An 18408-nucleotide genomic window follows, 5' to 3' on the forward strand; every position below is an offset into this window, starting at 1 on the left:
GTGGTAGACCGCGAGTGCGCCGCCGCCGCGGCCGGTGGAGAACAGTCGCGCGAATGCGGCGATCGCATCGGCGTAGCGGGGTGCCCAGGTGCCGTGCACGGCGGTGCCGGCGGCCTGAGGGTGATCGGGTCGCGAGGGAAGCGGATCAGGCACGTCGTTGTCACCTCCGCGGCGCCCGGAGGGGTCGCTGACGCGTCGTGGGTTCTCCGGCTTGTGGTCAAACATCGGACTCCTCGCCAGTTCTTGCCTGCGCTGTCACTGTCGAACCTGCATCGCGGAGGTCCCTACCCACGACGACCGAACTACCCACGACATACCTGTTTCTGCCGCCCCCGACCGGAGGGCGCGCCTTGGCGGCTCCGCCGAGGAACGAGCGATGCAGGGTTCCGGTCGCCGGAAAATAGGTATGCACCGGGTCATTCGGCGGTCGCTGAAAACAACCCCTATTGACGATGCTGGAACGAAATCCATCAGCACCGTTCGGCGGAGGATCCCATGTCAGCACCAGATCCGCAGCAGGCAGACAGCATCGGAAACGACCGCGCCTTGTGTGTGGAAGACACATTGATGATCCGGCGTTGTGCCGACTGCGACAGAGTCTTTGCGCCGTGGGCTACCGGGTGTTCCTTGTGCGCGTCCGATGGCCTGGAGTGGGTGCCCTCGTCGGGTGCCGGTTCGATTTTGTCGTGGCGGGTGGTAGATCGTGCTTGTGCGCGAGGTGAGTTGACGTCGTTGACGATTGCCATTGTCGAGCTTGACGAGGGGCCATGGGTTTACACCTTCATCGAGGGGAACGTTCCGCTGCTCCCGAGTCGGCCGGTACGCGTGCAATTTCAGCCAGGTCCCCGGCACGACGGCTTTCCAGTCTTCGCGGTTTGTGCCGATCCGCGACATTTGGGGTGCCAGCGTGTGTCCCCGATCCCTGCCCGGGACTGATCGGAGCATCATGCGATCACGCATTCAATCCGATGCCAGGGACGGTATCGCCGCGTGGTGGGTTCGGACCTCGCTGCAGCAATATCGTCTTCTGGAGAGGGACAGGTCGGTCGACCCGAATTCGAGGTCGGTCATTGTTTTCGCCATCCAGTGGGCCCCCTTCGGCGGTGTCGGTGCCGACGAGCTGTTCGTGAATTTCGGCGTCACCCGTAAGCGGTTCCTGCAGATGGTGGGCGAGGCGCTGGGTCCGCGTGCTACGGATAATCAGAGTGTGCGTGGCCTGAAGCGGTGCCTGTTGGAGGCACTGACCCGGGCGTGGCGTGATGGTCCGGACGCGGGTTCGGCGTCCGGGGTCCTCGGGTAGCGACCGAGGGGTCGTAACCCGGCTGCGGTAACGGCCCGGCCCGTGTCCCGGCTATTCGCCTGTTCGAATCCCGTTTTCCAACTCCAGTGCGCCTTCCCGATAACTCGGCTGCCGACATTTGGTAGGTGCATTTACGAAGATTCACCGAACCCGCAGATCCCGGTCGCCAGCCACATCGACACACACACACTGGATTCATCCGTCTCCGGCGGTCGCACAGTCCACGGAGCGTTCCACGGGTTCCAGAGGTGCGCGCCAGGACCGCAGCGGTGCAGCCGGGTACTGGCTGCCCCGGCACACCGCTGGTGGCGTCGGTGGCGATGCCCTTCACACCGAGGCCAATATCTGGTGGCAGGTATTTCCAAGTAGTACATCCCGGCAGAGAGCTTCATTGACGTCCCGAGCCAGCCGCTGACTTCGGTGGTCATGCAACCGGAATCGATAAGACGATCGGCGGCTTCGAGTCAACCGGGGCAAGGGCATCTATTGCTGGTCGGCACGGTCAATGAGTCTGTCGTTCGGTGTCTTCCACGACCCAGGCTGCGATCTGTGCGCGAGAGTTGAATCCGAGTTTGGTGAGGATGTGCTCGACGTGGCCCTGGGCGGTGCGTTGGGAGATCACCAGTTTGGCGGCGATCTGCTTGTTGGTGAGGCCTTGGGCGACGAGATCGGCGACCTGGCGCTCACGCATAGTCAGAGTCACGCCTGTACCTGGTCTGGGCGTGGTGTAGGCCGGTTGCTCGCCGAGCGCGAAGGCTACGGCTTCGTCCATCCCCATCGCCCGGCCTTTGCGGACTGCCATGTCGAATCCGCGGGTGCCTAGGGCCGATCGCGTCGTGCGGACGCATTCGTCGTGATTGTCCAACATTGGGAGGATGAGTCCAGGGTTGCCCACGGACCGCTGTAGCTCCTCTGTGGCTCCCATCAGTACGGCTGCGCGGTCGGCGTCACCTTCGGCGCCGACAACCCAGGACAACACCTCCAGACTCAGCGCGGCAATGAGCGGGCTACGCATTCGCCGGTTGACCCTCAGCGCATTCTCGAGCACTTCGATCGCCTGAGATCGTTCGCCTTTCTGCCAGGCGGCAACGCCCAGGCCCCACAACACGGCTGACCGGATATACGATTCGCCGCATGCTTCGGTGATGGAAAGCAGTTGCCGGTGGGACGCGATCGCCTGTTCTGTATCACCGGCCAATGCGTGCACCGAACCGAGCACGGATAATGCAGCTGTGTAGAGGACTCCTTGCTGATTCGAGCTGAACAACTCGACGGCACGTTCCAAGGAGGAGGCCGCCTGCGCAAGCTCACCGCGATAGAGCGCCACGGCGCCCTCGGCGTAGGCGATCAGCCCCATGTTCATCGGGCTGGGATCCTGTTCGGCGAGTACGTGCCCTTGCTCAGCGAGGGCGGCAGCCACTGGCAGATCGCCGTGCAGCACCGCCAAAACAGAGCCGGCATAGAGCGCTTTGACACGGTCGGGTATGGATTGACGGCCAGGGTGGTCGAGGAGCCGGTCGATCCAGCGGCGACCTTCGCCGTACAGACCCCGGAAAGACCAGAACATGAATAGTGCGGCGGCCGTCCGTAGTCCTGCTTCGGCCGCCCGCTCGGTGTTTTCGGCCAGGCTGTATTCGAGCGCTTCACGCAGGTTGGGTTGTTCGCGCTCGAGCCTGCAGGTCCAGTAGGGCTGCCGGTCGCTGACCCATCCGGCTTCCGCGGCCAGCGCCAACTGCTCGTACCAGTCGCGGTGCCGCCGCCGTATCTGCTGTTCCTCGCCGGACTCTCGCAGCTTCTCCCGGCCGTAGTCGCGGACCGTCTCCAGCATCCGGAACCGCACCACACCATCCGACTCGTTGCGGATCAGAATCGACTTTTCCGCCAGCGAGGACAGCACATCGAGCGGATCGTCCGGATCCAGATCGGCGCCGCACACCTGTTCGGCGGCGTCGAGTTCGAAGCCGCCGGCGAATACCGACAACCGGTCCCACATCCGTTGTTCGACTGGGCTGCACAACTGGTAGCTCCAGTCGACACACCACCGCAGGGTCTGCTGCCGTGTCGGCGCGCTGCGGCTGCCGCGGGTCAGCAGCGCATACCGATCATCGAGCCGCGCCAGGATCTGCTCGGGCGACATCATGCGCATCCGTGCAGCCGCCAGCTCGATCGCCAGCGGCAACCCGTCCAGGCGCGCGCAGATCCGGGCTACGATGGCCTTGTCCTCGTCGCATAGTTCCAGACCCGGCACCACCGCGGCCGCACGGTCGGCGAACAAGGTCACCGCGTCGTAGCGGTGCAGACCACGCAGCGACGGTTCCCGATCCTGGTCCGGCACCGCCAGCGGCGGCACCGGAAAGACCGCTTCTCCGGCGATATCCAGCGGTTCGCGGCTGGTTATCAGGATCCGCAGGTGTGGGCAGTCCCGCAGCCAGGGCTCGACCACTGCCGCCGCCACCGCCACCACCTGCTCACAGTTGTCCAACACCAGCAGCGACTCCCGCACCGACAGGAACTCCTCCACCACCTTCGGCAACGGCCGCGCCGGATCGTCGCGCAATCCCAGGGCCGTCGCCACCGCATGGACCAGCAGCGACGGATCCGACACATCCGCAAGCTCGACCAGCCACACCCCGTCGGCGAACTCCCGGCGCGCGGCCTCCGCCGCCCGCAGCGCGAGCCGGGTCTTGCCCACCCCGCCGATCCCGGTCAACGTCACCAACCGCGCGGATGACAGCAGATTCTTCAGCTGTGCCAGCTCGGTGCGGCGGTCGACGAAACTGGTCAACTCTGCTGGTAGACCGCCGACATCCCGTGGAAGCGCTGAAGCAGGTGGACCCCACCCCGGCGTGGCGGGCTTACGGCGTTCGCGGGCCGTGTCGGTCTGCAAGGCCATTTCCTCGACGGCGAACCCATAGCGGCGCTGCGCCTGCCGGATCATCTCCCCCAGCGCCGCCGCCGAGGGCCGCTCGCGCGGGTCGCGGTCCATCGCCGCCGCGACCACCGCGGAGACGTCCTCGGCGATGCCGTGCTCGCGCAGGTCCGGCACCGCCTGGGTGGTGATCCGCAGGAACTGGGTGACCACATTCTCCCCACTGCGACGTTCGAACGCCGCGTGCCCGGTCAGGGTGCAGAACAAGGTGGCACCCAGCCCGTAGACGTCCGCGGCCGGGGTCGGTGCCTCACCCTCGAGGACCTCCGGGGCGGTGAAGGCCGGGGACCCGGTCAGGGTGCCCGCAGTAGTCTGGAACCCGCCAGCGATGCGGGCGATGCCGAAATCGGTCAGCGCCGGCTCGCCGTAATCGGTGAGCAGAATATTGCCCGGCTTCACGTCGCGGTGCACGATGCCGAGGCGATGGGCGGTCTCGAGCGCCCCGGCGATCTTCACCCCGATCCACAACACCGTCTCCGCCGGCAACGGACCCTGCCCGCGGATCCGTGCCTCCAGGGAGTCCAACGGGTGATACGGCATCACCAGATAGGGATGTCCGCTCGCGGTGGTACCCGCCTGCAGCATCGTCACGATGTTCGGATGCCCGGTCAGCCGGCCCATCGCCCGCTGCTCCCGGAAAAACCGCGCCCGGTTCTCGGTGTCCAACTCGGTGGTCAGAATCTTCACCGCCACCGTCCGATCCAGCTCGGGCTGGGTACAGCGAAACACCACACCGAACCCGCCCCGCCCGATCTCCTCCGCATCCTCGAACCCGGCCGCAGCCAACTCCTCCGTGATCGCCATAGAAACGTCACGAAGTGTCCGAAACGGATCATTCTCGGCCATCAGTTGCTCACCATCCGCCAGCATTCCGGCAACGAGCAGCACCGGTTAAATCTTTGTTACTGGACAGCGTATCCCCACTGAACATCGACGACTGAGACTATGGGAAGACCCTGGCAAACTCGGATTCGAGCAGTCGAGCACGGCGGAACGATGGGCAAGATCCGGCTACCACCAACTGGGTGACGAGGTTTCGGTCGTTAGGACCCCGGACGTCAAACTCGCACCCTGGAGCCACTGGCCTGCGATGCCCAAGCCAGTCGCTCCAGCAGGTGCCTCTTCAGACAACTACTCCAGGAGACAGGGTTACTTGGCGCGGGCAGGCGCCCGGTTTCCGGGTCTGGGAGAGCGAAAACCGTTGCGATTCACTGGTTCAGTCTGTCAGCGCGGCCACGACGATCTCCTCCGGAGCCTCCCAGTTCATCATGTGGCCTGCGCCGGCGATGAACTTGATCTGGGCATGCGGGGCACGCATGTAGATCAGCTCGGCATGCCATGACGGTGTCGTGCGATCTCGGGTGCCGGACAGGATCTGCAGGGGTAGGTCGATCTGCTCGAGGCGGCGAGCGATCGACTCCTGGCGGACCATGGTGATGCATGGCCCGACCGTTGGCGGAATGGCCGCAAGCGACTGCCGAGTGGCTTCGACAAGGTCGGCGGAGGCGAAGGGTCCGAGACTCCTGGTGGCGAGGTAGCGCCCGGTGCGCGGTTGTGCCGCCAGAAACTGGGTGAAGCCCAATCGGATCATCGGCGTATGCAGCAGCGCGGCGCGAGAGGCCTTGCGTGACATGCCGGTGATCGGGCTTACCAAGACAGCACGGCGAAATCGGTTTCGGAACGTCTTGTCGCTCAGGAGGCCGAGGGCGATGAAATTTCCCATCGAGTGGCAGACCAGGGTGGCGTCGGCGATATCGTAGGCGGTCGCTACAGCGTGGAGATCGGCACGCAGTTGCTCCGAGCCGAATCCGTCTCTGCCACAGGATGATCGGCCGTGCCCTCGATGGTCGTACGCGATGACTCGTCGGTCCGCTGCAACCAGCCTCGGTTGTACGAGGGACCAGCAATCCGACGAGACACCGAATCCGTGGACCATCAGGATGTCATCACCTACACCGGCTTCGACGGTGTGCAATCGGGTGCCGTCCGGTCGTCTGATGATACCCGCGGCGCCGTCCAACGTCCGTAGCAGATCGGACAGGGGTGGCTTTCCTGTCGAGCGCTGGACGGGCTCCGGGTTCACACTCATCTGAGGACTCCTTCTGATGTCAGGACTGGGGACGGACTCCGAGTATGTTGTGGAACAGCGCCTCCCGGAGCGCGAGTTCTCGTGGGTCGTTCCAGATGTGAAAACCCATGCGGTTCATCACGTACGCGAAACCGATACCGGTGTCGGGGTCGGCGAAACCGAATGAGCCGCCCGCTCCCGGGGTTCCGAATGCCCGCTGCGACGAGCCGAAGATAAACTTCGGGAACGGCTTCATGAATCCCAGCGAGAACATGGTGTCGACATGCAATACCTTGTCGCGCAGGCCGTTTGCGGGGGTCGACGCGGGGGTCGCCAACGCGTCGATGACCGCAGGCGTCAAGCCGAGATAGGCATCGCCCGTCGCGGCGCTGCCGTACAGCTTGGCGACCGCTCGTGCTGTCCCGATGCCGTTGGCCGCGGGCATTTCCATCACCCGGAGCTCTTCGTTGTTGTACTCCTCGAGGAATTTCACCCCTGGCGCTGCGATGGCGCGCGTCGAAAGACTGCGCGGATTGAGCAGGGCCATGACGAGTCGTGGCGGCATCGCGTTCATATTCAGGAGCATCTCGGCCCGAGACCAGCAGTGCAGCTGCGCTACCCGATCGCGGTCCACCGAGTCCGGCAATCCGATGTAGAAATCGAGGTCGAGAGGCTTGGCGATCTCTTGAGCGAAGAATTGGCCGATAGTGCGTCCGGCTGGATCCGCGTGGCGAATGAGCTCCGATTCGTACCAGCCGAGCGTGACCGCGTGATACCCGTGATTACTGCCAGGGGTCCACGCGGGGGCCTGGGCGGCGATCTTCGCCGACATCGCGTCGGGGTGCGCCACGTCGTCGAGCGTAAGCGGAAGGTCGATCGCGGCCAGTCCTGCTTGATGGGAAAGAAGCTGCCGGACGGTGATCGACCCCTTCCCAGCCTGCGCGAACTCCGGCCAGTAGTCGGCAATCTTCGCGTCATAGTCGATGAGACCGCGGGAGGCTGCGACCGCGACGGCCAGCGAGGAGATGCCCTTCGTCGTGGAGAAGACAGGGACCACGGTGTCGCGTTCCCACGGCACCCGGGTGTTTCCGTTCTGATACCCGCCCCAGAGATCGACGACCTTCTTGCCGTTGCGGTAGACCGCGATGGCGGCGCCGACCTCCTGACCGCTGGTCAGATTGCGGCGGAAGACGTCGGCGACCTTCCCGTAGCCCTCGTCGACGTCGCCGCCGATGGTGTCGGGTGAGGCTTTGATTTTCAGGACCATGGCACTACTCCGTGTCTACTTTCCCTCTCATCACAGGATGAGAGTGAGCCGTTACTGACTCAATGTCAATATATGTAGCATGTGCGTTGGTGAGCGACCCCCGGATTCGGTGGCGCTCCCTGTGGATTCCCCAGACTCAGAGGAGCCGTTTCATGCGCGCAGTGCAGCTGACAGCGCCAGGTCGTATCGCCATCCAGCAGGTTCCGATCCCGGAACTCGGGCACCGGGATGTGCTGGTCAGGGTTGCCGGAGCTGGCCTGTGCCATTCGGATCTGCATGTGCTTCGGCATCCGCGGTACGCGCTACCGATGACGCTCGGTCACGAGGTGGCCGGCTACGTCGAGTCCACTGGACCGGATGTCAGTGAGTTCGCCGGTGGCGAAGACGTGCTGGTGTACCTCGTCTGGTCGTGCGGCACCTGCCGACCCTGCCGCGAGGGCCGAGAGAATGTCTGTGCCGCCCAGAAACGGGGTGCAGTGCCTCCCGCTCCAGGATTGGGACCCGACGGTGGCATGGCCGAGTACATCAAGGTCGATGTCCGCTACCTCGAGCGTCTGGGAGGCGTTTCGCCGCTCCTGGCGGCGCCCCTCGCGGACGCGGGCCTCACCTCGTACCACGCCATCGATGATGTCCGGCATCTGCTCACGTCGGGCTCCAGCGCTGTCGTTATCGGGGTTGGGGGATTGGGGCATGTGGGACTCCAGATTCTCCGGGCGGTCACCGGCGCACGGATCATCGCCGTCGACAATTCCCAGCCCCAGTTGGACTTGGCCCGCGCGTTGGGAGCCGATGCGGCGCTGAACAACTCGCAGGACGTCGCCCGTGCCGTTCTCGAATTTACCGATGGATACGGAGCCGACGCGGTGTTCGATTTCGTCGGTCTGCAAGCAACCGTCGACCTGGCTTGCCGTGTCGTCGCGCCAGGGGGCGCGATTCGGTTGATCGGGCTGGCCGGCGGGACGCTGTCGTATGAGACCGCCGGTGTGACGGTTCCCTGGGGCGTGGATGTGAAGCGTTCGCGCGCTGATCTGCGAAATGTCATCGAGCTCGCGCGGCAGGAGAAGATCCGGATCGAAACCCGGACATACAAACTCGACGACGCACAGACAGCATTCGATGACCTCGCCCGCGGATCGATTGTCGGCAGAGCGGTGCTTGTCCCGTAACCGGGAAGGTGCGAGGCGGCCGGGAAACTGGCCGCCTCGCCTCCTGCTCTGCGCGGCTCTCGAGATCAGCTGAACTTGAGGCTCTCGAACTCGCCCGACGCCCGCCACTGCTCGATATACGCGAAGAATGCCGCAGTACCCGCCGGATACCCCACGATGGACGGATCAGCCTGCTGTCCCTCCATATTGTAGTAACCCGGCGTGCATTCGTCGGCGCCCCACGAAGCTCCCTGGGCGAGATGCAGTTCGACCCACGCGTCCTGGGCCTCCTGAGTGTTCTCGACCTCACGGTAGCCATTGCTCACCGCATGACCGACGACCGTCCCGATCGTTTTGGCGGTGTCATTCCAGCCGCTGGTGGCGTTGAGGCCGAAGAACGCCGCCTGGGCGAGCTGGACGATGAAGAGGTTCGGGAAGTTGTGAACGTGCATGCCGTGCAGCGTTTTCGTGCCGTCGGCCCATTCTTGCGCCAGCGAGACCTTATCCCGTCCGATCACCTCGAAGGTCAGGCTGCGGAGGGTGCTCAAGGCGTGTTCGAATCCCGAGGCGTAGACGATGCAGTCGACCTCGTACTCGATGCCGTTCGCGACCACACCCCGCGAGGTGATCCGTTCCACGCCTTTGCCATCGGTGTCGATGAGGTGGGTATTCGGGCGGTTGAACGAGGGCAGATATTCGTCATGGAAGCAGGGGCGCTTGCACAGCTGGCGGTACCACGGCTGGAGCCGGGCCGCGGTTTCTTGATCCTCGACGATCCGGCCGATCCGGGCCCGGATCTCTTCCATCGCCGCGTCGTCCACGGACTCGATCGCAGTGATCATCCGTTCCAGCGAGAACTCTTCCGGAGGCACCGAGTGGATCGCGGACCGAATGCGTTGCGCGATGGGGTAGAAACCGTTGTCCTCCAACAGATTCTTCACCTCGACGTCGGGACCCGGGCGCCCGAAGATGCCTTCCCAGTTCGCGACGTAGTTGTCCTGGAGACGTTGCTGCCACCCCGGAGTCGCGATCGACTCGAACCAGTCGGGATCGATGGGGGCGTTGTTTCGGGCGTCCACACCCGAGGGTGTGCGCTGAAATACGAAGAGTTCACCCGCATCTCGGGCCAGCTTGGGGATGACCTGGACACCGGTCGCTCCGGTTCCGATGACAGCGACCACCTTGTCGGCGAGGTTCTGCAGCGGAGCTCCGTCCGGGGTGCCGCCGGTGTACTCGTAGTTCCATCTGCTGGTGTGGAAGGACTCTCCCGTGAAGTCCTCGATACCCGGTACGCCGGGCAATTTCGGCACGCAGAGCGGGCCCAGGCCCATGCCGAGGAACGATGTGGTGAATCGGTCGCCGCGGTTGGTGATCACGAGCCAGCGGGAGTGTTCCTCTTCCCAGACGACCTGTTCGACCTTGGTGTGGAACAATGCGTTGTCGTACAGTCCGAACTGTCGTCCGATGCGCTGGCAGTGTTCGAAGATCTCCGGGCCGTGCACCCACTTCTGGCTCGGCATGTAGCCGGTCTCCTCGAGCAGGGGCAAATATACCAGCGCGGGGGTGTCGCACATGACGCCGGGGTAGCGATTCCAGTACCAGGTTCCGCCGAAATCACCGGCGGTGTCGATGATTCGAACGTCGGAGATTCCGGCCTCGTGGACGCGGGCGCCTGCCAGCAGACCCGCGAAGCCGCCACCGATGAAGGTGAAGGTGACATGGTCGGTGACGGGTTCCCGTTCAACCACCGGTGTGAACGGGTCTTTCAGGAGTTGGTCGCCGAGGTGGTGGAACTGGGCGTTGCCGTCGGTGCGCAGACGCTTCGAACGCTCTTCGGCGTATTTGCGACGCAGCGAGTCTCCATCGGAGGGAACGGTGCTGAGGGGCGTTGACATGCGACTACTCCATGGTTGAGCGATTCCGCGTGCCGTGGACATGCATCGACAGCGGAATTGTGAATTGTGAAGGGCGAGGCAGGGATTCGACCGCCTCGTGAATATGCGGCGCGCCGCTGGTGCGATTGCGCGCCAGAATCGATCAGTCCGCGATTACCGCGCGCACAACGAGCTCGGGAGCTTCCCAATTGAGCATGTGCGCCGCACCGGGCACGACCTCGATGTGTGCGTGGGCGGCACACGAGACGATGAGCTCGGCATGCCAAGCCGGTGTCGTGCGATCGGCGGTGCCGGTCAAGATGTGAAGGGGCACTTCTATTTTCGCCAAATAACCCTCGACCGATTCTCTCCGCAGAAGTCCCAGATATGGGCTGGCTGACATCGGCACGGTGGTCAACACGATTCGCGTGGCCTCGAGGACATCCTCGGATACGTTCGGGCCGAGGCTCGCTGCGGCAAGGGAGCGGCCGACGCGCGGCCGCCGCGCCAGGGCCTGGGCGATGCCACGCTCGATCAGCGGGCCCTGGAATCGGGCAACCGGTGCGCCCTTGCTCGAGTGGCCGGTTACTGGGGCGACCAGGACCGCTCGGCGGAACCGCTGGCTGAATCTCTTGTCGGCAAGCGACCCGAGGCCGACGAAATTGCCCATCGAATGGCAGACGAGCGTGCCGTCGGTAACTCCGGTAGCGTCCGCGACCGCCTGTAGGTCGTCGAACAGTTGGCGTGACCCGATTCCCGCGCTGCCACATGATGATCGACCGTGCGCACGCTGGTCGTAGGCGACGACGCGCCGGCCCTGCTCGACCAATGCCGGTTGCACCAGCGACCAGGAATCGGCTGAAACGCCGAATCCGTGAACGAGTAGGACATCTGGGCCGGTGCCGTTTTCGATGACATGCAATTTGGTGCCATCCGGCCGTTTGATGACGCTTTTTGATCCGGCCAAAGGTCGTAGCAATTCTGATAGGCCGGGGCTGGATTTGGCAGCGGGTTCGATATTCGGATTCATCCGATCAACTCCTTGCGGATGCCACACCGACGGGAAGCCGATTGTTCTGTGTTGGCTCGCACAACGTGTGGCAAGAATGACTTGAGTCACATGTGAGTGTACTGACCGTATGACAGTTAATCAAGGATCAATCCCGCTGCTGCCAGCCAATTTTCAGTTGGATACTGACAATGTGTCGGTCAATTGGAGGTCCTTGCTGGTTGTGTTATCGGTATAGGCGCGGCCGATCGCGGTGATGGAGGCCATGGAGGAGTAGTTGCCTCCGGCTGCCGGAATCACGGCGAGCACCGGTGTGGTGACGCCGGCGTCGGCGTAATCCTTTACGCGGGAGGCGATCTCGGTGGGATTACCGTAGAGGAATAGCTCATCGATGAGTTCATCGGGTATCGCAGCCAAAGCGGCTGCTCGCTCGCCGGCCTGCCACGCCCGCCACATCTGCGCCAATTGATCGCCGCGGCCCAGCCAGCGGTGAAACTCCGCATAGACCGGCACGTTCAAATAGGCCGCGATGGCCCGGCGCGCCGCAGCTCGCACGGCCGTCACGTCTTCGCTCGGAATGACGAAAAGTCGTGCCACGATCTCCGCGTCCGGGTTCGCCGCATGAACATATGGTGCGACCTGCCGTACGTCGGCAGGGGAGAGCCAGTTGACGATCGCGCCGTCCCCGACGGTGCCCGCGAGCCGGAGCATGCCGGGGCGCAGCGCGGCCACCATGATCTTCGGCTGCCGGCGCGGGGCGCGATCGAGCCGAAACCCGCTGATGCTGAAGCTGTCACAAGACATGTCGACCCGCTCGCCGGTCAGGGCTCGGCGTACGAAGGTCGCCACATCCCGCACGCGTTGGTACGGCGCCTCGAAACGCAGGCCGTTCCACTTCTCGACGATTACGTCGGAGCTGGTGCCGATACCGAGCACCACCTCGCCCTGTGCGATGTCGGCCAACGCCGCAGCTGACATCGCCATGAGTCCGGGGCTGCGGGTGTACGCCGGGACGATCGCTGTGCCGAGCCGAAACGAGGGGTGGCTGACCGCGGCACCGACGAGCGGGGTGAAGGCATCGGCACCCGATGCCTCCGATGACCACAAATCGCTGAATCCGCTGGTTTCGATCTCGCCGAGGTGATCTCGTTGCCGTGCGAGCTGAATGCCGTCGAGTGGGATGGTCAAGCCGAGTCTGCCCATGGGGGTTCTCTTTTCGTGCTGTCCGGCCGCGGGAACAGCGACCGGGAGTCTGGTGGTTGCTCGCCGATCAGCTTGCGGATTGTTGCAGGTAGGCGGGATTGGCAACCGCCAGCCTGGCGGTCACGCCTGTACGAATCGCTCGCAGGACATCAGGGTCGTGTGCGTCGATCGAACCGCACCGAAGAGCCTCGGCCAGTTCCCTGTCATTGGCACAGCCGAGCAAGGAAAGCTGTTTCTGCCGTTGTGTTTTCGCTGGCGCCTGACGAATCTCACGGCGCGCGATGGCGACAGCGTTTGCCGCTACCTTCGCCAGAAACCGCTGCCTGGCCTCGCTGTTCGGTGCGACCTGAGTGGTGAGGAAATCGTGGACGGCTTCGAGCAGGGCGTCCGCATCCGGGCGGTCGCTGTCCGCATCGCGCTCGTCATCGAGAGGATCCGTCAGGATGTCGGGTGCGGGGACGGACTCGGTCAACCGAAGCGCCAGCAGGATGTCGTGCTCCTGCTCGCATACCCGGCGTCCGAGCACCGCGTATTCGATCGATCGGTCGTCGCCGGAGAAGAAGCGCTCGGCCTGTAGGCGGCACAGCACCGCCCACCGGACCGTGCCGAAGACCTCCCACCAATGCAGCTCGTCGTCGTCCGGTCGGATCCCGGATACATCGGCGTAGGCCGCGAGCAGGTCCTGTCGCGAGCCGAATCCGCCTACAGGATGGGCATTGCCGAAGCGCCACGCTTTGACACACAGCCAGCCCAGATCTTCGATCGGGTTGCCGAGGTGCACGAGCTCCCAGTCGAGCACGGCGCGTACACCCTCGGGGCCGACGATCAGGTTGCCGTTGCGGAAGTCGCCGTGTACCACCGTGGCGGGCCGCTCCGGAGGTCGATGCTGGGCCAGCCATTGCAGGCCGAGCTCGATCGCCGGGCGCGGTTCGTCGAAGGCGCGGTAGATCGTCACCAATTGCCGGAGCGGATCCTCGGCGGAGAGTCCGGGGACCGAATCGGTAGGGATCGAATGGATTTGGGCGAGTATTCGCCCGAACTGCGCGGGTAGTCCGGGACGCACGGCCGCGTACCGGTCGTCGCGCAGAAGTCGGCGCGGAACGGTTTCGCCCTCGATGCGGTCCATGAGGATGTATGCCTGAGACGCTGCAGCACCACCACCATCGTGGCCGTCGCCGTAGTCGATGACTCGGGGCACCGGTACGCCGGAGGCGGCCGCGGCGGTCAACACGCGCGCCTCACGCGCCATCTGTTCGGGGTCGGGCCGGCCAGGCGGGTCGCAGCGCAGCACGAATGGCCTGGGGCGTTCGCCGATCGGAGCTGCATCCAGCGACCAGGTGTGCCTGCTGGCACCGCCGGACAATCGGCTCAATCCTTGCACGACAGCGGGTTTGCCCCAGATCGCTGAGAGACATGCCTGCAAGCTCGCGGTCAGTTCGGCGGTTTCGTGACTCATGGCTGTCCGGCCTGTCCGCCTCGATATCCCACCGCGTTCCGGGAGATCACCTGGTACTGCTCGATCAGTTCATCGAGGTCGAGCCGACCGCCGATTCGGTACCAGCCCGCGACGGAAGTACATGCTGTGACAACGTATTTCGCAGCCATTGCGGGGTCCGGTGTCACGAACAGGCCCTGTGTCACACCATCCGTGATGACGCGGTCGAACATTCGCTGCTGAGTGTCCCGCTTGGCTACGACGACCGCCAACCGTGGAGGTTCGAGGCTGCGGAGTTCGGCGTTTCCGATAGAGCTCCACGGCCCATACCCGGCATGGGCTCGGACGTGCGCAGCGACCAGCGCATCCAGGCGATCGACGGGGTTGGCGGGTGCGTCGTAGAGTGCCTGCTCGCTGACTGCGAGCAGGCCGTCCATCCCGCGGTTGATGATCACGTCCAGCAAGCCCTGCTTGGACTCGTAGTGGTTGTAGATCGAACCGGCGCTGACATTCGCCGCTTGCGCGATATCGCGGACCGACGTGCCGTGGTAGCCGCGTGTCGCGATCACCTCGATCGCGGTTTCCAATATTCGTGCCGCGGTGGGGTCGTCGTCCGCCTGGACAGGCTGATACTCGACCGAAGCTCTGAACATTCGTTCACGCTAGCAAGCCGTGAGTGGGGCGGCAAGAGGTAGTCAACCGCATCTAGCTCTTGATTTCCTCGAGCTCCGGTGGTTTTCTCGCTCTGAACGATCGTTCAGAGCGAGGAGAGCTTGTGTCCACTACCCACGACACCGATCCGTCGATCAGCGAAGCGACGAAGTCCCTGCTGCGCAGCATCGACGAGTTCATCGAAGCCGAGATCGAATCCCTGCAGCGGCAGGACGACAACGACCGGTTCTTCGATCACCGCCGGGAATGGGCGCGTACCGACTTCGACCATGGCGGCCTGCCGCGGCAGGACTGGCAGGACCTGCTGCGCGAAATGAAGCGCCGCGCCGACAAGGCCGGGTTCTATCGCCACGACCTGCCCGCTGAACTCGGTGGCAACGACGCGACCAGCCTGGAAATGTCCATCATCCGTGAGCATCTGGCGCGGCGCGGCCTCGGACTGCACAACGATCTGCAGGACGAGTCGTCGATCGTCGGCAACCACCCGACGGTGCGCCTGGTCTGGACGTTCGGCACCGACGAGCAGAAGGATGAACACTGCGAAGCCGGCATTGTCGGTGAGGGCGGCCTCGCCTTCGGACTGACCGAGCCGGGCCACGGTAGTGACGCGACATGGATGGAAACCCGAGCGGTACGGCGGGGCGGGGACTGGGTCATCAATGGCGGAAAGCGCTGGAACTCCGGCCTGCACGCCGCGTCTCACGATCTTGTCTTCGCGCGTACCTCGGGAGCGGACGGAAGCGCTCGGGGCATCACCGCGTTCATCGTTCCGGTCGACACCCCCGGGTTCCGGATCGACGGCTACCGGTGGACGTTCAACATGCCCACCGATCATGCCGATGTGACGTTCGAGAATGTTGTCGTCGGCAACTCGGCGATCCTCGGCGCAGAGGGCGAAGGGCTGGTGATCGCGCAGCAGTTCGTCCACGAGAACCGAATTCGCCAGGCCGCCTCCAGTCTCGGTGCCGGCGAGCACTGCATCGACTTGTCGGTCGCCTACGCCCGGGAGCGGGTGACCTTCGGTGAACCGCTGGCGCGTCGTCAGGCGATCCAGTGGCCCCTGGTCGAACTGGCCACCGAGGCGGAAATGCTGAAGGCGCTGATCCGTAAGACCGCCGGCGAACTCGATACCCGCGACCATCTCGAGATCAGTGACCGGGTGGCGATGTGCAACTACCGGGCCAATCGATTCTGCTGCGCGGCCGCCGACCGGGCGATGCAGGTACACGGAGGCATCGGCTACAGCCGACACCTGCCGTTCGAGCACATCTACCGTCACCACCGCCGATACCGCATCACCGAGGGATCCGAGGAGATCCAGATGCGGAAAGTGGCGGGGTACCTGTTCGGCTTCACCGGTGCCGGTAAGTACTGAATTCTTTTGGGCGAGAAGAAGGTCGAACCATGAATACCGTTCGCACACAGCGTATGACCATCAGCGATCAACTGGCGCGGCACGCCGGAAAGATCCCTGAGCGGGTGGCAGTGCGGTTCCTCGCTCCGGACGGCGCCCGCGATCGCACCTACGCTGAGCTCGACGAGCGCGTCGGCCGGCTGGCCAATGCCCTGCTGGAACGAGGGGTCCGGCAGGGGGACAGGGTCGCGGTCCTGACGATGAACAACATCGAAGCACTGGAGGCATACTTCGCGTCCGCGCGCATCGGGGCCATCACCGTCACCGTCAATTTCCGTTTGGTAGCCGACGAGGTCGCATACATCCTCGAAGACAGCGGTGCTTCCGTGATCGTGGTCGATGAATCACTCGCACCGCTGGTCGCCAAGGTGCACAGCAGGATCCCGTCGCTGCGGCACTGTCTGGTGGTCGGAACGCCGGGCGCCGCCGAAACCGGTTGGGAGGCTTACGAACACGCCCTCTATTCGGCCTCGCCGGACGAGGTGCGGATCGACGTGGACGAGCACGCTCCGGCATTCATCATCTACACCTCGGGTACGACCGGGCGCCCGAAGGGAGCCGTGCTCACACACCAGGGCCTGTTCGTCATCGCGACCAGCTTGCTGATCCATCTGGGAGTGCCGACCGACGCCCGGGTGTGGCTGGTTGCCCTGCCGCTGTTCCATATCGCAGCCGTGGCCGGGATCCTGCCGTCGATCCTGCGTGGCGATCGCCTCGTGCTGGCACCGATGGGGGCCTTCGACGCCGCCGCCGCGGTCGACGTGCTCGAGCGGGAGGCGATCAACGTGTGCTTCTTCGTTCCGGCGCAGTGGCAGCTGATCTGCGACGCGTCGGACACCGCAGATCGCGACCTGTCGGCTCTGCGAGTAATGGCGTGGGGAGCGGGGCCCGCCACCCCTGCACTGCTGCGACGGATCATGAGCACCTTTCCGGATGCGTTGCTGTACAGCGCTTTCGGAATGACGGAGACGACCGGGACGACCACGGTTTTGATGGGGGAGGACGCGGTGGAGAAGATCGGGTCCGTGGGAACCCCGATGCTCAATGTGGAAGTACGCGTCGTTGACGCGGAGATGAGGGATGTCGCGGTCGGCGAGGTCGGGGAGATCGTGTACCGCGGACCGACCGTGATGAAGGAGTACTGGAACAAGCCCGACGCGACCCAGGTAGCGTTCGAAGGAGGCTGGTTCCACTCCGGAGACCTCGTGCGCCAGGACGAGGACGGCTACCTCTATGTAGTCGACCGGCTCAAGGACATGATCATCTCTGGTGGCGAGAACATCTACTCGGCCGAAGTCGAGAACGCGATCGCGGACCACCCGAAGGTCGCCGAGGTCGCGGTGATCGGTGTGCCGGACGAGAAATGGGGTGAAGTTCCGCTTGCGGTCGTGGCGGCCCGTGAGCCTGACGAGACGCCCACGGCCGCAGAGATCGAGCAGTGGTGCCGGGAACGTCTGGCGGCGTACAAGGTTCCGAAGCGGACGTCGATTGTCGCCGCGCTGCCGCGTAACGCCAGTGGGAAGGTGCTGAAGAACCAGTTGCGGACGCAGCTGCAAGGTTCCTGAGCGCCAGCGTCTTTCGACGGCGGGGAGTCCGAACCTGGGTTCGGGGTCCGGATGTACCTTTCACGTCCGGACCCCGACCCCGTCAGTTCATTCGGACCATACTCGGTTGATATCGGTTGCCGCGGATGGCGGAGGTGTCGGGACTCCGCCGGGGGTTCGTGAGAACCTCGGCGCCGGAGCATGCTGAACGACGCCGTCGATCTCGATCAGGCTGTTGCGGGCGACGATATGGGCGTTCTGTTCAGCCTCGGTCAATGTGAGAACGGGGGTGCAGCAGGCATCGGTGCCGTCGAATATCGCGGCCCACTCGTCTCGTGTCTTGGTCTTGAACTTTTCGGCGAAGAGCTTGCGCAGCTCGTCCTGGCCGGCCGGATCGGTCTGTTCGGGCAGGCTGTCGGCGTCGATCTGCAAGCCTCGCAGTAGTTCGGTGTAGAACTGAGGCTCGATCGCGCCGACGGCCATGTACTTGCCATCGGCGGTCTCGTAGGTGTCGTAGAAGGCCATGCCGGTGTCGAGCAGGTTGGTGC

14 protein-coding genes are annotated in these 18408 nt (G+C 64.3%); 5 read left to right on the plus strand and 9 right to left on the minus strand.

What is annotated here, in order from left to right:
- Nucleotides 1-567: 567 nt before the first annotated feature.
- Both ACFXN1_RS48935 and ACFXN1_RS48940 read left to right on the plus strand, forming a co-directional pair.
- Nucleotides 568-936, plus strand: coding sequence for a Zn-ribbon domain-containing OB-fold protein (locus ACFXN1_RS48935; RefSeq protein ID WP_379464058.1), 369 nt, complete (start codon nt 568-570; stop codon nt 934-936).
- A 10-nt stretch (nt 937-946) separates the two neighbouring features.
- A complete protein-coding gene (locus tag ACFXN1_RS48940) occupies nt 947-1300 on the plus strand; it encodes a hypothetical protein (RefSeq protein WP_379445438.1) in 354 nt (117 codons plus the stop codon).
- Nucleotides 1301-1802: 502 nt separating this feature from the next.
- On the opposite strand, the gene ACFXN1_RS48945 is transcribed toward ACFXN1_RS48940, so the two are convergent.
- From ACFXN1_RS48945 to ACFXN1_RS48955, 3 genes are all read right to left on the minus strand, one after another.
- Nucleotides 1803-5075, minus strand: a complete 3273-nt coding sequence (locus ACFXN1_RS48945) for a protein kinase (RefSeq protein ID WP_379445436.1) — start codon at nt 5073-5075, stop codon at nt 1803-1805.
- 370 nt (nt 5076-5445) lie between these two features.
- Nucleotides 5446-6249, minus strand: coding sequence for an alpha/beta fold hydrolase (locus tag ACFXN1_RS48950; protein WP_379445434.1), 804 nt, complete (start codon nt 6247-6249; stop codon nt 5446-5448).
- A gap of 88 nt (nt 6250-6337) precedes the next feature.
- Nucleotides 6338-7564 carry a serine hydrolase domain-containing protein gene (locus ACFXN1_RS48955; RefSeq protein ID WP_379445432.1) on the minus strand — a complete coding sequence of 409 codons (1227 nt, stop codon included), beginning with the start codon at nt 7562-7564 and terminating at the stop codon, nt 6338-6340.
- Between the two features lie 152 nt (nt 7565-7716).
- Here ACFXN1_RS48955 and ACFXN1_RS48960 point away from each other — a divergent pair, with 152 nt between their 5' ends.
- Complete coding sequence (locus ACFXN1_RS48960) at nt 7717-8730, plus strand: alcohol dehydrogenase catalytic domain-containing protein (protein ID WP_379464052.1); 1014 nt, start codon at nt 7717-7719, stop codon at nt 8728-8730.
- A 65-nt stretch (nt 8731-8795) separates the two neighbouring features.
- Here ACFXN1_RS48960 and ACFXN1_RS48965 read toward each other — a convergent pair whose 3' ends face one another.
- The 5 genes from ACFXN1_RS48965 to ACFXN1_RS48985 form a co-directional block, all read right to left on the minus strand.
- Nucleotides 8796-10604: a flavin-containing monooxygenase gene (locus ACFXN1_RS48965; protein ID WP_379402619.1), complete on the minus strand. Its 1809-nt coding sequence runs from the start codon at nt 10602-10604 to the stop codon at nt 8796-8798.
- A gap of 142 nt (nt 10605-10746) precedes the next feature.
- Entirely contained in the window at nt 10747-11613 is an 867-nt protein-coding gene (locus tag ACFXN1_RS48970; RefSeq protein WP_379445428.1) for an alpha/beta fold hydrolase, read from the minus strand.
- 153 nt (nt 11614-11766) lie between these two features.
- Nucleotides 11767-12795: an LLM class F420-dependent oxidoreductase gene (locus ACFXN1_RS48975; protein WP_379402617.1), complete on the minus strand. Its 1029-nt coding sequence runs from the start codon at nt 12793-12795 to the stop codon at nt 11767-11769.
- 67 nt (nt 12796-12862) lie between these two features.
- Nucleotides 12863-14251 (minus strand): phosphotransferase family protein, encoded by a 1389-nt coding sequence (locus ACFXN1_RS48980; RefSeq protein WP_379402616.1) that lies wholly within the window; start codon nt 14249-14251, stop codon nt 12863-12865.
- Complete coding sequence (locus tag ACFXN1_RS48985) at nt 14248-14883, minus strand: TetR family transcriptional regulator (RefSeq protein ID WP_379402615.1); 636 nt, start codon at nt 14881-14883, stop codon at nt 14248-14250. Before ACFXN1_RS48985 ends, ACFXN1_RS48980 begins: the two co-directional genes overlap by 4 nt.
- 122 nt (nt 14884-15005) lie before the next feature.
- Here ACFXN1_RS48985 and ACFXN1_RS48990 point away from each other — a divergent pair, with 122 nt between their 5' ends.
- Together ACFXN1_RS48990 and ACFXN1_RS48995 are read left to right on the plus strand one after the other, a co-directional pair.
- A complete protein-coding gene (locus tag ACFXN1_RS48990; RefSeq protein ID WP_379402614.1) occupies nt 15006-16277 on the plus strand; it encodes an acyl-CoA dehydrogenase family protein in 1272 nt (423 codons plus the stop codon).
- A 29-nt stretch (nt 16278-16306) separates the two neighbouring features.
- Nucleotides 16307-17881: a long-chain-fatty-acid--CoA ligase gene (locus tag ACFXN1_RS48995; protein ID WP_379464054.1), complete on the plus strand. Its 1575-nt coding sequence runs from the start codon at nt 16307-16309 to the stop codon at nt 17879-17881.
- Between the two features lie 87 nt (nt 17882-17968).
- Here the strand turns inward: ACFXN1_RS48995 and ACFXN1_RS49000 are convergent.
- Nucleotides 17969-18408: CoA transferase (locus ACFXN1_RS49000; protein ID WP_379464056.1), on the minus strand; the 440-nt coding region annotated here is incomplete at its 5' end.

It is taken from the genome of Nocardia sp. NPDC059154 (assembly GCF_042755705.1).
Taxonomy (GTDB): Bacteria; Actinomycetota; Actinomycetes; order Mycobacteriales; family Mycobacteriaceae; genus Nocardia.

Coding starts and splice junctions, on each gene's coding strand:
- ACFXN1_RS48935 (WP_379464058.1), top strand. CDS start 568: ATGATCCGGCGTTGTGCCGACTGCGACAGAGTCTTTGCGCCGTGGGCT.
- ACFXN1_RS48940 (WP_379445438.1), top strand. CDS start 947: ATGCGATCACGCATTCAATCCGATGCCAGGGACGGTATCGCCGCGTGG.
- ACFXN1_RS48945 (WP_379445436.1), bottom strand. CDS start 5,075: ATGGCCGAGAATGATCCGTTTCGGACACTTCGTGACGTTTCTATGGCG.
- ACFXN1_RS48955 (WP_379445432.1), bottom strand. CDS start 7,564: ATGGTCCTGAAAATCAAAGCCTCACCCGACACCATCGGCGGCGACGTC.
- ACFXN1_RS48960 (WP_379464052.1), top strand. CDS start 7,717: ATGCGCGCAGTGCAGCTGACAGCGCCAGGTCGTATCGCCATCCAGCAG.
- ACFXN1_RS48965 (WP_379402619.1), bottom strand. CDS start 10,604: ATGTCAACGCCCCTCAGCACCGTTCCCTCCGATGGAGACTCGCTGCGT.
- ACFXN1_RS48970 (WP_379445428.1), bottom strand. CDS start 11,613: ATGAATCCGAATATCGAACCCGCTGCCAAATCCAGCCCCGGCCTATCA.
- ACFXN1_RS48975 (WP_379402617.1), bottom strand. CDS start 12,795: ATGGGCAGACTCGGCTTGACCATCCCACTCGACGGCATTCAGCTCGCA.
- ACFXN1_RS48980 (WP_379402616.1), bottom strand. CDS start 14,251: ATGAGTCACGAAACCGCCGAACTGACCGCGAGCTTGCAGGCATGTCTC.
- ACFXN1_RS48985 (WP_379402615.1), bottom strand. CDS start 14,883: ATGTTCAGAGCTTCGGTCGAGTATCAGCCTGTCCAGGCGGACGACGAC.
- ACFXN1_RS48995 (WP_379464054.1), top strand. CDS start 16,307: ATGAATACCGTTCGCACACAGCGTATGACCATCAGCGATCAACTGGCG.